Source organism: Leptolyngbya sp. AN02str (assembly GCF_050565595.1).
GTDB lineage: Bacteria > Cyanobacteriota > Cyanobacteriia > Elainellales > Elainellaceae > Kaiparowitsia.
In genome coordinates this window covers 40,188-55,295 of record NZ_JBNXVR010000025.1, presented here as the reverse complement: position 1 = coordinate 55,295, position 15,108 = coordinate 40,188, and the positions used below count along the sequence as shown (strand labels likewise).

General features: G+C 53.7%; 8 protein-coding genes. All 8 read left to right on the top strand.

Features of this window, described 5'->3' with window-relative positions:
- Positions 1-82: 82 nt before the first annotated feature.
- The 8 genes from ACQ4M4_RS18205 (at position 83) to ACQ4M4_RS18170 (ending at position 15,082) form a co-directional block, all read left to right on the top strand.
- Positions 83-1,696: a DUF4157 domain-containing protein gene (locus tag ACQ4M4_RS18205; RefSeq protein WP_430685871.1), complete on the top strand. Its 1,614-nt coding sequence runs from the start codon at positions 83-85 to the stop codon at positions 1,694-1,696.
- Between the two features lie 587 nt (positions 1,697-2,283).
- Positions 2,284-3,966 (top strand): DUF4157 domain-containing protein, encoded by a 1,683-nt coding sequence (locus tag ACQ4M4_RS18200; protein WP_430685870.1) that lies wholly within the window; start codon positions 2,284-2,286, stop codon positions 3,964-3,966.
- A gap of 305 nt (positions 3,967-4,271) precedes the next feature.
- Positions 4,272-7,592 (top strand): DUF4157 domain-containing protein, encoded by a 3,321-nt coding sequence (locus ACQ4M4_RS18195; protein WP_430685869.1) that lies wholly within the window; start codon positions 4,272-4,274, stop codon positions 7,590-7,592.
- A gap of 131 nt (positions 7,593-7,723) precedes the next feature.
- The gene (locus tag ACQ4M4_RS18190; protein ID WP_430685868.1) at positions 7,724-8,140 is read left to right on the top strand and encodes a GPW/gp25 family protein; all 417 of its coding nucleotides are present in this window, start codon (positions 7,724-7,726) and stop codon (positions 8,138-8,140) included.
- A 2-nt stretch (positions 8,141-8,142) separates the two neighbouring features.
- A complete protein-coding gene (locus ACQ4M4_RS18185) occupies positions 8,143-10,350 on the top strand; it encodes a putative baseplate assembly protein (RefSeq protein WP_430685867.1) in 2,208 nt (735 codons plus the stop codon).
- A 64-nt stretch (positions 10,351-10,414) separates the two neighbouring features.
- Entirely contained in the window at positions 10,415-11,470 is a 1,056-nt protein-coding gene (locus ACQ4M4_RS18180; protein WP_430685866.1) for a phage tail protein, read from the top strand.
- Positions 11,471-11,501: 31 nt separating this feature from the next.
- A complete protein-coding gene (locus tag ACQ4M4_RS18175) occupies positions 11,502-12,920 on the top strand; it encodes a hypothetical protein (protein ID WP_430685865.1) in 1,419 nt (472 codons plus the stop codon).
- 32 nt (positions 12,921-12,952) lie between these two features.
- Positions 12,953-15,082 carry a WD40 repeat domain-containing protein gene (locus ACQ4M4_RS18170; protein ID WP_430685864.1) on the top strand — a complete coding sequence of 710 codons (2,130 nt, stop codon included), beginning with the start codon at positions 12,953-12,955 and terminating at the stop codon, positions 15,080-15,082.
- Positions 15,083-15,108: the final 26 nt, after the last annotated feature.

Below are 15,108 nucleotides of genomic sequence, written 5' to 3'. Positions count from 1 at the left end.
GCCGCAGACCCGTTCCGCAAAGACCAATCGAGGCGTGGAGGATTTGGCCCCTCGTCCCTTTGCTCCTCCCCTATCGGCAGATATGGAGGCGCGATCGCCAGAGACTCCGGTTTCAGCAGGGAGCCTGCCAGAATTTTCTCTACATGCCGTGGAAGGGCGATCGCTGCCCATTCAGCCCAAGCTCACCATTGGCGCACCCAACGATAAGTATGAGCAAGAAGCCGACCAGGTCGCCAAGCAGGTGGTGCAACGCCTGAGCTTAAGCGATCGGGGAGCATCAACCCCTGGTCAAGCTCAGCCATTACAGCTCAACCGAACCTTGCAACGGGACACCCTGCCCGACGAAGAAGACGAACTTCAGATGAAACCCCTGGCAGAGCAGATTCAGCGCGTGGAACTGCCTGAAGAAGACGAGCTCCAGATGAAACCCAATGAGATCCAACGGGAGACTGATCTGGAGGGAGAAGAAGAATTGCAGATGAAACCAATGCTGCAAATGAAACGTGGAGGCGCTGTCGCCGCCAGTGATGACCTCGAATCTGCCATTCAACAATCTCGCGGGGGTGGGCAACCACTAGCCGACTCGATTCGAAAACCGATGGAGCAGGCGTTTGGTGGTGTTAATTTTCGTGGAGTGAAGGTGCATACCAATGCCCAGTCTGATCGACTCAATCGATCCATTCAAGCCAAAGCCTTTACCACAGGACAGGATATCTTCTTCCGTCAGGGAGCCTACCAACCCACCAGCCAAGGGGGGCAGGAGTTGTTGGCCCATGAGTTGACCCATGTGGTGCAGCAAGTTGGCCAAACACCGCAACAGGGTAAGCGTGATAAAGCAGGAAATCAAGTCACCGGACTGGAATCTGAAAACCGGATTCAACGACTATCGAGCAGAGAGAAGATAGAAAATCGCGCTGAATATCGTGGAGGAAAGAAGAAGAAATCGACGTGGTACAAGTTGATGGAATGTGTCGAAGAATACAATAAAAAGGATACAATGAATCCCGATCAAGAAGCTAAGGAAGACCTTAAGCGGCGATTGATTGAAATCCAAGATCTTATCAAGCACTGGATAAGTGGGCATAGCAAAATGCCAGTTGCTATCAAAGAATTAAGCGATTTGTACCATGAGGTATCAACAGAGCTGTACGTCCTAAAAAACGACGGTGTTACCGGATTAGGGGGCGGGTATGCAGGAAAAGTAGACCTGGTACATCCGCAAAGGCGTGGGAAGGAAGAAGGAAAGACAAAGCTTGGATCACAAGGATACAAACTACATGTATCGTACAAAAACACTCCGGAAAATGTAGACAAAGTCATGAAGGCTTTGTCAATGTTAAGCTCTCATTCATTGAAAATTATTCAAAATCCGAGAACATTGGTTGAAACGCAGCAAAACAAATATGCAGCGTTATATCCCAAATTAACTCCGGTTGTCACGCCAAATGTGAAGTTAAATCGAGAAGCAAAGACGACAGAGGAGGTTACTTGGTACGAAGCAAATAAAGAAACAGCAATGGAACTCGCAGAATTAGTAGAGGTAGCGATGGATGTTTGTGGGGTCGAACCTGGCGGGCCAGTTCCGAATGAAGAACAGGTAAATCAGTGGACATACACGAGATATGGTTCGTTTACTGGTAAGGAAATACACACTGTAAAGAATGGAGTTTTAGTGAATGAGTTCGACAAGAAGTAGTGCGATCGCCCCTCGCTTGAGCTTGGATTGAGGAACGAAACCCAACATCCACAAACCTTCTCGTTGTACTAAAAATATAAATTCAACCGATATTAATACTAAATTGGCTTGCTTCAGCGTTCGTGATTGCAATGTCCGCAACATCGCCCTGAATGCTGACTTTTGCACCGATGATGCAGAGGAACTGATGATGCCGAGGTAAAAGGCTGGGTCTAGGGCGGTAGATGAAGCATCGCCCATCCTCGACCAAGGTCTAAATCGGTTTTTTCGCTGGCCATGACAAAATTAAGGTATCCCATCAAGGTACCCTGAGCTTTGCTATGCCGCGCCACTCCCATCGCTTGCCGCAGACCCGTTCCGCAAAGACCAATCCAGACGTGGAGAATTTGGCCCCTCGTCCCTTTGCTCCTCCCCTATCGGCAGACATGGAGGCGCGATCGCCGGAGACTCCGGTTTCAGCAGGGAGCCTGCCAGGATTTTCTCTACATGCCGTGGAAGGGCGATCGCTGCCGATTCAACCCAAGCTCACCATTGGCGCACCCAACGATAAGTATGAGCAAGAAGCCGACCACGTTGCCAAGCAAGTAGTGCAACGCCTGAGCTTAAGCGATCGGGGAGCATCAACCCCTAATCAAGCTAAGTCATCACAGCTCAACCAAACCTTGCAGCGGGACACCCTGCCCGACGAAGAAGATGAACTCCAGATGAAACCCAATGGGATCCAACGGGAGATTGATCTGGAGGAAGAAGAGGAATTGCAGATGAAACCAATGCTGCAAATGAAACGTGGAGGTGCTGTTGCCGCCAGTGATGACCTCGAATCTGCCATTCAACAATCTCGCGGGGGTGGGCAACCGCTAGCCGACTCGATTCGAAAACCGATGGAGCAGGCGTTTGGTGGTGTCAACTTTCGTGGAGTGAAGGTGCATACCAATGCCCAGTCTGATCAGTTCAATCGCTCCATTCAAGCCAAAGCCTTTACCACAGGACAGGATATCTTCTTCCGGCAGGGAGCTTATCAACCCACCAGCCAGGGGGGGCAGGAGTTGTTGGCCCATGAGTTGACCCATGTGGTGCAGCAAAACGGGAGTGGAATTCAGCGATCGCCCCAGTCTAACAGCCGCCTGACATTTCCAACAGCTGTATCGATAGCGCCGAATCATTTGCTTCAGGCTAAAAAGGTACTAACAATGGGTGGAGAATGGGATGCCGATCCAAAAGAATATAACGATGTTGTTGGTGAGACTCCGGTGAGAGGAGTTGATATTCGCATCGAATTCCATCCCAATATAAGTGTCGATGCAGAGGCGATTGGGCTAACTCAGATAATTACCTCCCTGGATAATAATTCACCGTCTCAAGCAGGAAGCAAGGAAGATGAATTTCGCCAGCGGACAGAATTACAAATTCAGGATGGGCAGTATCAGGGTTCTATGATTGATCGAGGTGGGCATAAACACAATAATCCAATCTATGGGGCTGATATCAATCCCTCGAATGATCTCGATCTGGAAAATACAAGTTTTGCGTCTCAAGAAGCTGGATTTAGTCAATTAGGTAAGAGCAAGTTTGGCGAAACTCCAACTCCGGCCGTTTTGTGTGATACACCACGTCGGAAGGCCCCCCTACAACCAAACTCTAGACAGAAATTTGAAACAACGGCACTCGCAATTAAGGGTACTCAGAAAGGAACCTACTATGGATCGGTGCAATGGGGTTGGAAAACCGACAATCAGGGAAATTTTAGCTTGATTGATTTTGGTGTAAAAGAATTTGGTAACCCCACCGATCGGTTTAAAGCGAGTGCCCAGAAATGGAATCAAGGCCATAATGAAGTCAGAAATCGAGTTGTGCTGGACCCCGTTGGGACGGGTCTAATCCGGGAAGATTTTGTCTCTGACAAGCAGAATGTGCCATTACCTTTACCCGGTGCACCCGGTACAGAGACTCTCTTGGATCTGCCGAGCCATGTGCAGTTCAATCGGATGAAAAAGGAAGCAACAAAATCTGTCAGTATCGGCAGTGGTCAGCTATCGAAGAAGGCTTATAAAAAGCTGGAGGAGAAATATAATCAAGCAATGCGTCAAGGTAAATTAACAGAGGCCAAAATAGTGATAGATCAATTGGTCGTTGACCTTGACCGGATGAACTCGCAGGGGGATAAATACTGGAAACAGAACGCGTTGAAACAAGAATATTTCATCCCGCTTTACAACGCAGTGAAATCATTGGCAAAAGGTTTAGAGATTCAAATTTCACGACAGAATTAGCCTGTTATTACCTACGTGGCAATCGTTTGTCTTGTCGCGATCGCGACCCTTCTCGTTGTACTAAAAATATAAGTTCAACTAATAGTGGTATCGAGTTAGTTTGCTTTAGGATTCATATTCGCAACGTTGCCGTGAGTGCTGACTTTTGCACCAATAATTCAGAGTAACTGATGATAGGGAAATAAGGGGCTGGATCTAGGGTGGTAGATGAAGCAAGCGCCCCATCTTAGACCAATGTCTAAGGTGGGGTTTTCGCAGGTGTGGGAATATTAAGCTATCTTGCCGAAAAAATTCGGAGTTTTGCCATGCCGCGCCGCTCTTCGCCTCAGAAACAAGGTTGCTCGAAGACGAACCAAAGCCCGGAGAACCTAACATCTCGGGCTTTTGCGGTGCAGGCCAAGCCTGAATCCACCGATCAATTGGCAGGAGGCCAGTCGGTAGAAGGCCAAAATCTGCATCGTACTCCGCCGGAGTTTTCGATCTTTGATGCAGGGATAGGGCGATCGCTGCCCATTCAGCCCAAGCTCACCATTGGCGCACCCAACGATAAGTATGAGCAAGAAGCCGATCAGGTCGCCAAGCAAGTAGTGCAGCTCATTAATACGCCTAACGCAGACGCGTCATCAGAGCCAAGTGTTCAACGGAACACCTTACCTGAGGAAGACGAACTGCAAACCCCACCGATGCTGCAACAAAGAAGCGAAGAAGGCACAATTGCTGCTAGCCCAGACTTAGAAAGTAGGATTCAACAATCTCGCGGGAGTGGTCAACCAATTGCAGAATCTGTGCGTCAACCATTAGAGCAAGCGTTTGGTCATGTCGATTTTAGCGGTGTCACAGTCCATACTGATACTCAAGCTGATCGGCTAAACCGCTCGATTCACGCAAAAGCCTTTACCACTGGACAAGATATCTTCTTTCGGCAGGGGGCGTATCAGCCCGGCAGCCTGGGAGGACAAGAACTGCTGGCCCATGAGTTGACCCATGTCGTGCAACAGAGCGCAGGATCGATACAGCGATCGCCCCTTATCCCGCAGGTATCGCAACATCCTCTTAGCGTGAATTTACGATCCATGATGGATAATCACGCACTTCAGGCAAAAAGATGTCAGTGCTCTAGCTGTGGAGCGCAGCGGCTTCAGCGCCAAACTGTAGACCATGTCCGTGGGTGCCAGTGCTCTAGCTGTGGTACCAAGCCCATTCAGCCTAAAGCAACCACGACCAACTCTCACCTCTTACAACGCAATCGCGAAAAAATGCAGCCTGACAGTCCGCAATTGGTTGTTAATGTCAGCGACAACCTACTCAGTAAGGGAGGTAAGTTACTCAAAAGCATAACCCGGCCCCCGATTGTCAATGATGCGACAGCGGATAAGTTGAGCAATTGTGCCCTCACGACGATGGCTGCAATTGAAGGTGGTAAAACCTCTGGACAGTTTGCACAAAGTGTTCGAGCCCGACAGAACGTAGATGGCCCAAAATCGACAGAACAAAGTCAAAAACTCTGGGCGATTACCTTAGCAGATGCAGCGACTCTCAAAACCTTAGCATCGGGAAATCTGTTGACCGATCAGCACCACTTGGCGAACAAAGATTTGATCAAGTCTATGGAAGAGTTTTCAGAGGGAAATGCCTACGTTGTGGGTGATGCCCAATACTACGGCATGCTGAATCATTTGTTGACTAATGCGAAGCAAGATAGTAACAGTGAAGTACAGTTTAAAGTTTATGAACATGGTGAACCGGGAAATCAAATGTATCCCGAAACGGCTTTGGTCAGCACAATGCAATCATATCCCGACGGAACACGATTTGCCGTCTTTGTTTATAGTTCTGATCCAACGCAGCATGTGCGCGCTCACTGGATCTATGCCGAAGCTTACAACGGTAATGTGATTTTCAAGGATTATCAGCCGAACGTTAAGATTATGGCAAAACCTGTACCGGTAGACAATTACCTAAACCAATTTCCATTTAGTCCAGATAAGAAAGAAGCCAAAAAAACGTTTGAGAGCGGTTCCTTTATTGCCTATGTGCCGTTTTTTAACGGGGAAGTTCAACCGGTTATTGCTGACAAAGAGGTCGATCCGCAAGCTGTTGCTGGGGCTATTAGCGACGCGCAATCTAAGCTTGGTGTGCTGGCTCATCAACTTCAAGCTCCAGGGGAAAAGTTCTCTTCGGATTGGTCGGCGCGCATGGGTTCAGACGTGACCGAAATTCCTGCACCGTCTGTGATTGAAGCGGGGGTGAAGAGCGTAGCTGGTATCTTTGGCATTAGTCCCAGGTGCTCACTCAGTGGAGGTAGCCTGACAGCACCGGGAATGATCAAAATTATCGGCAACCCAATTCACAGTTCTGGAAAAGTTGGCAAGAGTGTTCGAGGTACGCTCACTCAGGTGAATAGCGATAAGCTGTCATTCCAAAACTTGACTAACACGATGAAAGTAGTGAAACCTGGTCAGTCAGCCGTACAGGACACGAGCGAACTGCCGACTACTGTTGGTAAGCCGGATGAGGAAGCAGAGTATCGTCAAGCCTTCTCCAAGGCGTACCAAATTCAAGCGCAAGCCGGAACTGACGGAATTTCCTTAAATGCAAACTGGATGGAATTTACAGATTTAATTCACGAGGCTACGCATAGTTTTGAAGGTGCCACTATGGATATGCACCTACGGGAAGGGTTAACAGATCTCTTTGCCAGTATGGTGGCGCAACAAGTACAGAGCAGTAGCGGAGACAATCGCTGGGAGTTCAGTTACAACCCTTCGTATGCGCCTTATGTAGCTGGCATGCAAGACTTAACTAAGCTTTTGGGACTGCCTACATTGGCAAAGCTCTACTTTACTGCGACTGACCACGCTGGTTTCCTAAAGACTGCGATTGAAACCCAATCTGGCGGGTCTGATCCAAGCATTCCAGGTCTGGTTGCTCGGCTACTGAGCTTCGATGGATTTCCTGGTGACTTTAATCAAGCGCTCGGCGAACTACGCGCTCTGCTCAATGGCATTGCTCCAACGCAAACTCTAGAGGAGGCAAAATTCAAAACCGATATTTACGATCCTCGCGAGGCTAAGTTTGGGCAATATTTGACGAAAGAAGCGACGCGTCTTGGAACGCGCTATGGCAAAGAGCTGACAGGTGGAAGCCAGACTGATGTTGCACAAAACGTTGAAACTTGGTCAAACACAGAGACTGCCGAAAAACGGCTGAAGATTTTGTATAACCACAAGTGGTCGGCTACTGGTCAGCAGTTTGCTGAGCTGATGAAGCTGATTGATGGGCATGAAAATGCGATCGCCCTTGCGACCGGTGAAACAAAAGAGGAGTTGCGCTTACGCCTAGTTCCCATGCACAAAGACTTCATCGTAGATAGCTTTTGGGCTGCTTTGGACGTCGTTGGCAATAGTACCAACTTGAATCCACTGGAACCCTTCTTTGAGCCAAAAACTGGTTTGCTCAAATCGCAAGTAGTTAGCCTTTTAGCCAGCCCTAAGTGGAAACAATGGCGATTTCATGCCCTCAACTCGACAGAAGACCAACGACGCCAGAAGCAGCTTCCACGACCAGATACGATTCAGAAAATTGAGCAGAAGCTTGCTTACCTTAAAGTACGGGGGCGGGTGTGATTGGGCCAGAGCCATCAACATCGCAGAAGCCAGAAGTTTTCTGTTGCATCCAAGCGGGTATTCGACCTTTGGCGAATAGCGACGGGTTGAGCGCCTGAGTATGGTGACGACAGCGCGAGTCGGAAATGGCCATGCCAGATGCAATGGACTACCTCAAACCAGACGCTCATTTGGGCCAGGGAATCGCATTTCCCATGCGAACCAGTGTGCAAGGCGGAGTGCAGCTCAGTGCCAAGGGAGAAAACCTGGCCCAATCGATTCGACTGATTTTGCAAACGCGGCTTGGGGAGCGGGTGTATCGCCCCGACTTTGGCTGTCGGCTGTCGGAGTTGACCTTTGCCCCCATGAATATTGACACGCTGTTGCTGATTCGGCTGCATGTGCGAGAAGCGCTAGAAAAGTGGGAGCCGCGCATTGTGCTGAATGAGGTATCCACCGATCCCGATCCGATGCGGGGCCGGGTCGATATCATCATCCACTACCACGCCAAAGACAGCTCCCATCGCCGCAATATCGTTTATCCCTTTTACCTGATGTCTCCGGAGTAGCTGTGGAATTTGACTTTCTGCCCAAACTCCCAAAATCCGACCTGGACGATCGCACCTTTAAGGATCTGGTCGATGAGTGCATTTTGCGAATTCCCCGGTACTGTCCCGAGTGGACGAACTTTAATCCCAGCGATCCGGGGGTGACGCTGATTGAGCTGTTTGCCTGGTTGACCGATCAAATGTTGATGCGGTTTAACCAGGTACCGCGCCGCAACTATGTGGCGTTTTTAGAAATGTTGGGGATTCGGTTGCAGCCTCCAGCTCCGGCCCATACAGAGGTGACCTTTTACCTGGCGGCCAGCTTGCCCACCGTGTATCAAATTCCGGCTGGGGTGGAGGTGGCGACTGAGCGCACTGAAACGGATGATTCCATTATCTTTAGCACCGATCGCCCGTTGAGTATTGGCCTGCCCCAAATCAGCCATTTGCTTACGGCAGAAACGGATGATGCCATTCCGCTCATGTTGTACAACCGCTTTGCAAACCTGTGGACGCGCCAATCGGATGGGCGTTGGGAAGGGCGTGAGCAAACCATTTTTAGCGATCGCCCTGCTCCCGGCAACAGCTTTTATGTGGTGTTTGATGCAGAGCAACCTATTGCTGGAAACGTGATTGCGCTCTCGCTTTCGGGAGAGGCGGCCACCTCCACCGGAATTAACCCCGACTATCCGCCCCGTCGTTGGGAAGCCTGGACGGGCGATCAGTGGGTGCCCATTTTGCTGCAAGAAGGCGACGACCAAACTCGGGGCTTTAGCTTTCATGAACTGGGGGGCAGTGCCGATAGTTTGCAAACGGCAGATGTGGTGCTGCATTTGCCACAGCGGTTTCCGGTGGCGCAATTTACCACGTACCAGGGTCGGTGGATTCGCTGTGTGTGCACCGAGCCTCAGCGCCACGAGAGCTACTACACCAGTTCTCCTCGCTTAGTGCGGGTGGCAGCGCGCTCCATTGGTGGCACGATAGATGCCAGTCAGTGCCGGGTGATTCACGATGAGCTGATGGGTGAAAGCAACGGCCTGCCTGGACAAAGCTTTGAGCTACAGAGCCCACCCGTGTTGCCCCGGCGCAGCGAAGAGCATTTGTTAGTCATTCCGCCGGATGGCTTGCCGCAGATTTGGCAGGAGGTACAGGATTTTGCCGATTCGCGGGCAGACGATCGCCACTATACGTTGGACTCACTCACCGGACGCATTCAGTTTGGGCCGCTCATTCGCGAACCCAACCAGCTGAAAGAACAAGTGCATCTCCGAGCCCGCAGTACTGTTGGGACCGCCTTGCCCATTCCCACTCAAGATGCTGCCCTCACCATGCAAGGAGAACCTGCCGCAACGGCGCTTGATCGGCAATATGGTGCGGTGCCGCCTCGGGGTTCGGTGTTGCGCATGGTGTCTTACCGCACGGGCGGTGGACAACGGGGCAATGTGCAGCGGCATACCCTGCGCATTGTGAAAACAGCGGTGCCCTATGTTTCGCAGGTGGTGAACCACATTCCCGCTCGCAATGGGGCCGATGCAGAGTCGCTGGATGATGCGGTGCTGCGAGTGCCCAGAATGCTTCGAACGCGCGATCGCGCCGTGACTCCCGAAGATTTTGAAGCGCTCACACAGCAGGCCGGTCAGGGGGCAGTGGCACGAACGTTGTGCCCGCTGCACCATGGCAATGCACCGGGGAGTGTAGAGGTGCTGGTCGTGCCCTATGCCAATACCGACAATATTGTGCGGGGGATAGGAATGCGACCCAGCGAGTTGGCGATCACGCCCCCTCTGCGGCAGCAAATTCTTTCCTTTTTGGATGAGCGGCGACTGTTGGGGGTGCAGGTGACCCTGCGGGAGCCAGAGTACGTGGGTGTGGCGGTGCAAACGGAGGTGGGTCTCTATCCCGAATATCAAAATCCCCAGGCGCAGCAGATAGTGCTGCAACGGCTGCGCACGGCGCTGTATCGCTTCCTCAATCCGCTCACGGGTGGCATGGAGGGAGCGGGCTGGCCCTTTGGTGCGCCGCTGTATCCGTCGGATGTGATTGGCTTAATTCAGGGTACGGAGGGGGTGCGGTACCTGGGCACGGTGCTGCTGTTTGAGCTGCGCCGACAGGAGACGAATTGGGTGCGATCGCTCGCGCCTAATAACATTGTTCATCCTGGCCCGTTGGGGCTCATTTGCTCCTGGGCCGATCCAACCCTGCGATCTAACCACACCATCAGCCTCATCTAGAGCGTCTATTTCCCGGTCCGTTGTCTAAGGTTCTAGCCATGTCGCGTTATTCAGGCGTTGTTTCATGACCCAAGCCCGCTCTAGTACAGCCTTTAGCCTTGTGCTGACCCCCATGCAGGTGCCAGAGGCCGCGCCTGAGTCAGAGTTAGCACAGGCGTTGGGCAGTGGCTCGGCTGGGACTTTTTCGTCACAGGCATTCGCCACAGGCTTGAGTTTGGTGTTGCGGCCCGGAGAGCCCAGCGAACTCATGGTGCAAATTCGCAGCCAATCTTCAGTACCGCTGCAACTGCAACTGCAAGTTGAGGGAGACTTTCCAGCAGAGTGGTGCCAACTGCGCACCGAAGGCACTGAACTGCGACCTGGCCAGCAGATGGAGGGCGTTCTCTACTTTGCGATCGCCCCCGACTACCTGGAGCAGACCTACCCGGCCCAGCACTTGCCCCTCCAGCTCGACTTTCGCGGCCAGCTCACCATCATCAGCACCAACCCCAGCACGGGCACCCACGACGTTGAAACCCAGCGCTTTCAGCTTTATCTGCGGCCCCGCAGCCTGTACCTCAACTTCCTGCCCGATCTCTATCGAGATGTGGACTTTATTGGCCGCTTCCTCAACGTGTTTGAGCAAACTTTTGAGCCCACAGTCAACACGCTAGAGACGCTGTGGGCCTATCTTGATCCGCTGACGGCTCCTGCGGCATTGCTGCCATTTTTAGCCCATTGGGTGGGATGGGAATTCGACGCACCCATTCACTCCCAACGGCAGCGCTTTTTGATTCGCCATGCGCTGCAAATTTACCGCTGGCGAGGAACGCGGCGTGGCTTGCGCTTCTATCTGCACTTGGTGACAGGGCTGCCGCTCGATGAGCACCTGGAGACCGAGGCCGCCAAGCACATTGGCATTCACGAAAACTTTAGCCAGGGGTTTGTGTTGGGCACGGCGCGTTTGGCCGAGGATGCCACGCTGGGCGGCGCCAAGCCGTACCACTTTATGGTGCATCTCCGGCCCGAGCCCGACTATTCCATTGATGAGGCAACGGTTCGCCATATCATTGAGCGCGAAAAACCGGCCTTTTGCACCTACGACCTGGTGATCGATCGCTCCCGTCCTTTGCTGACTTAGGCCACATTTATCCTTTTGCTGCTGAGTGTTTATGGCTCATGTTCCGTCAACTCCACCTCTCGAACGCCTCCAGGTTACGGATGGGTTACTGCTCACCGCCGAGCGCTGGCGCGTGGCCCACTCCTACCATCGTCAACGGCAAAATCTCCAGTTTCAGGCGGCGTGTCAGGGGGGCATTGTGGCGGGGTTGGGGGTGTGTCCGACGATAGCTCCGGCTCAGGTGGCGGCGCAGTATCGCGATGAGCGCTGGCTGCAAGTGCAGCCAGGTCTGGCGATCGATCGCGAAGGAAATCCCATTGTGGTGCCGCGACCCATTCCCTATCACATTGCGGCAGAGCCTGGGGCAGAGCCGCTACAGGTGTATTTGGTGGTGAGTTTTGTGGACCCGGATGGGTTGGAACGGCAAGACTCGACGTGTGTAGTGCAAGAAACATTTCGACTGGAGGAGAAAGTTTCACCACCGGATGCGACGGAGGTGGAGCTGTGCCGCATTTGGCTATCGCCTGGAGAGGTGCGGGTGCGATCGCCCCGAAATGGATTTGTGCCAGCAGCCAACGAGTTAGATCTGCGCTATCGCCCTTGGATTCAACCCCGCGCTAAAGGGGAACTGCGGCTGGGATACCTGACCCTATCGGCAAGCCCCAACGCCAGTGTCGAAGCAACGCTGAATGGTCTGGTTGCTCCGCTGCCGACCCTGTACCCACCCCTCAGCAGCCACTCACAAGTGCAGCATGTGCCTCTCCGAGAGGCCAGCTTGCCCCTGGCAGAAACCATGGCGCTGTGTGACCTGCTGCATGTAGCCTACCGCGATGCTCAGCAGCTTCACAGTACCGAAGTTGAGGCGATCGAGACATACCTGGCGGCTGGCGGCGTGGTGATGATTGAGGTTCCGGCGATCGGCACCGAACTAGACGAGTTGGTGAAGATTTGGGCAGAGGTGCTCAAGGCTTTGGAAAGAATGTCTGCCACGGCAGAGGCGGGTACGGTCTATGACGAATTGTGTGTGGAGCAGCTAGAGCTAGAGCGCTGCATGGCTCTGGAACTGGAGACGCGGATTCCGCCCCTAGCAGCGGTGATGGCGCGCGAGGCGCAAGCGTTTGCCAACTCCCACGGTGGGCAAATTCAGTCTCACCATCCGTTACGGATGCAGCCGTTTCGGTTTGGCCTGTTTCCGCTGTTGCGGGGCAATCCGCTGGCGCTGTTTAGCTGGGGTGGAGTGGTGGTGACGGTGGGTGGCCTGTCTGCCGCTTGGGATGCAGCCAAAACCCAATTTTTGTCGCGTGATACGGTTCGCAGTGCCCAAGAGCTGGGAGTAAACCTGCTGCATTTTGCCTGGCAGCGGCGACAGTGGGCCGATTGTTTAACGCCAAGCGCTCCTGTTGATGCGCCTTCGCCCCCCAATCGAATGGCGCGGCTGGATGCGATTTATGACCAACTTGATCGCGATTAGCGATCGCCCATTTTTTGGTGGATTGTTTCTGTATGGCCAAGTTGCTTAGCACTCATCTGTCAACCCAGGTTTTGCACTTTCGGCCGGGGCAATCGCCGCGTACATTTGAAGTGACCGTTAACAACCACAGCCCAGAGTTTGCCACATTTCAGGTTGAGGTGTTGGCTTCGGGAGTGGAGTCAGGGGCTGGGCTGGGCTGGTATCGGCAGGCTCCTGACCTATCGGCCAAAATTCCACCGGGCGATCGCGCTCAGTTTGCCATCACCATTTTGGATGTGCCGCCGGTGGTGGGCGGGTTTGTCGGCTCCATGAACCTGACGGTACGGGTGTTTTCGGTGGAGCTGCGCCAGGAAGATCGACAAGTGGTGAGCCTGGTGGTTGAGGGCAGCGGCATCATGCCACCTCGGCTCCATTTCTTGGATGCGGATGTGACCGCGACACCACCTCAGTCTTTGGAAATTGGCGTCCAGGTGAGCAACCCCAACCGTAGCCTTATGACGGTAGGACTAACCCTGCGTGGTTTGCCGCTGGAGTGGTTGCCCGATGGCCACGAGCGCCGAGTTGAAGTGCCGCCCCTGAGCGATATCCTCACGGTTTTTTTGTGTCAACTGGGTGCGCCGATTGAGTCGCCTAGCCAGTCTTACCCCTTTGAGGTAGAGGCGCGAGTGACGCCTGTGGTGGGCACGCGAGGCCAAGGCCGCCTGACCGTGCTGCCGGCTGGACATCTGGCCTTTGGGCTGATGGAGTCGGTGGTTACCTATCCTCCGACCTCTGGCACAGCAGCTGAACCAGGGCATCTCCAGGGAGCGCCGGTGATGCTGCAGTTCACCAACCAGGGCAATGTGCCGCAGGAGGTGACTCCGGTGGTGGATCGGCTGACGCGGCTGCGCTATGGCCCATTGGATGATGGCACCCAGCCCCTCAAGATGGGCGATCGCCTCCTGTTGCCTACGCTGCCGGTGGCGGTGCCCCTTGGCTCAACGATCCCGATCCCGATGGAAATTGCAGTGCGGCGTCCGTGGCTGGGCTGGGTGCGGCGTCACCAGTTCCGCATTAAGGTGCTGCGTCCCGATGAACGGGTCGCGCTGCAACCTGCGAGCCAAACGGTGATGGTGCAGGCGGTGCCCCGTGTGCGGGTTTGGGTACAACTGTTGGCGTTGGCGCTGCTGGCGGGCACGTTACTGTTGCTGCGGCTGTTGCCCTCGGGCCATCGGGCTGGGGTGAATATGGTGCAGTTTGATGGGCGAGCCATGGAGGTATTGAGCGCTTCTGATGACCAAACAGTCAGGCGTTGGGGCATTTCGGGTAATCGCCTGCGGTTGTTAAAAACAGTGGTACGGGCTGACAAGGCGGTGCGGGTGGCGCGGTATCGCCCGGTGGATAATGATGCGATCGCCCTGGGATACGAAAATGGCGAAGCCGAAATTATCAGCTTGCGGGTGGATCAGCCGCCGATTCAGTTGCAGCATGGCCCAGACGATCGCGTGTTTGATCTGCAATTTACGCCCGATGCCCGCACGCTCTTTACAGGCTATGGCAGTGGCAATGTGGCGCGCTGGCTGCTGGCAGGAGCCACTCAGGGCGCTTTACAACCGGTGCAAACTCAGCAGGTTGGGTTTGCGGTGCAGGCACTGGCCCTGGTGGAAAGCGACCCGGCGTTGCTGGCGATCGCCGGACGCTTTAATCAAATCGTGTTGTGGGATTGGCAACGCAATATGCTCATTCCCCTACCGTATCCCCGAGGCAACAACCTCGACTACATCACAAGTTTGGCAACGGTTGAGCAACGCCCCAACCTGCTGGCCGTAGCCGATAACCAGGGACGCATCAGCCTGTGGAATTTGCAAGCCTGTCTGACAGGGCAAACCTGCCGCCCCATCGATGATTGGGACGAAGGCCACCAGGGCCAACCCGTACAGGCCATTGCCCTTAGCGATGATGGTTGCTACCTGGTCAGCGGTGGAGCCGATGGCCAAACCATGCTGTGGACGCTGGATGAGCAGGGTCGTCGTGTGCAAGAGCGATCGCTCGGGCGATCGCGCCGCCCCATTGATACCGTTGATGCCCGCCGACAGGGCGATCGCCTGCATGTGGTGAGCGGCAGCAACGACCATCGCGTGCGGCTGCATACCCTGACCGATGCCCCACCCTGCCAACCCTAACGGCACCACCAGAATTCACACCGGCT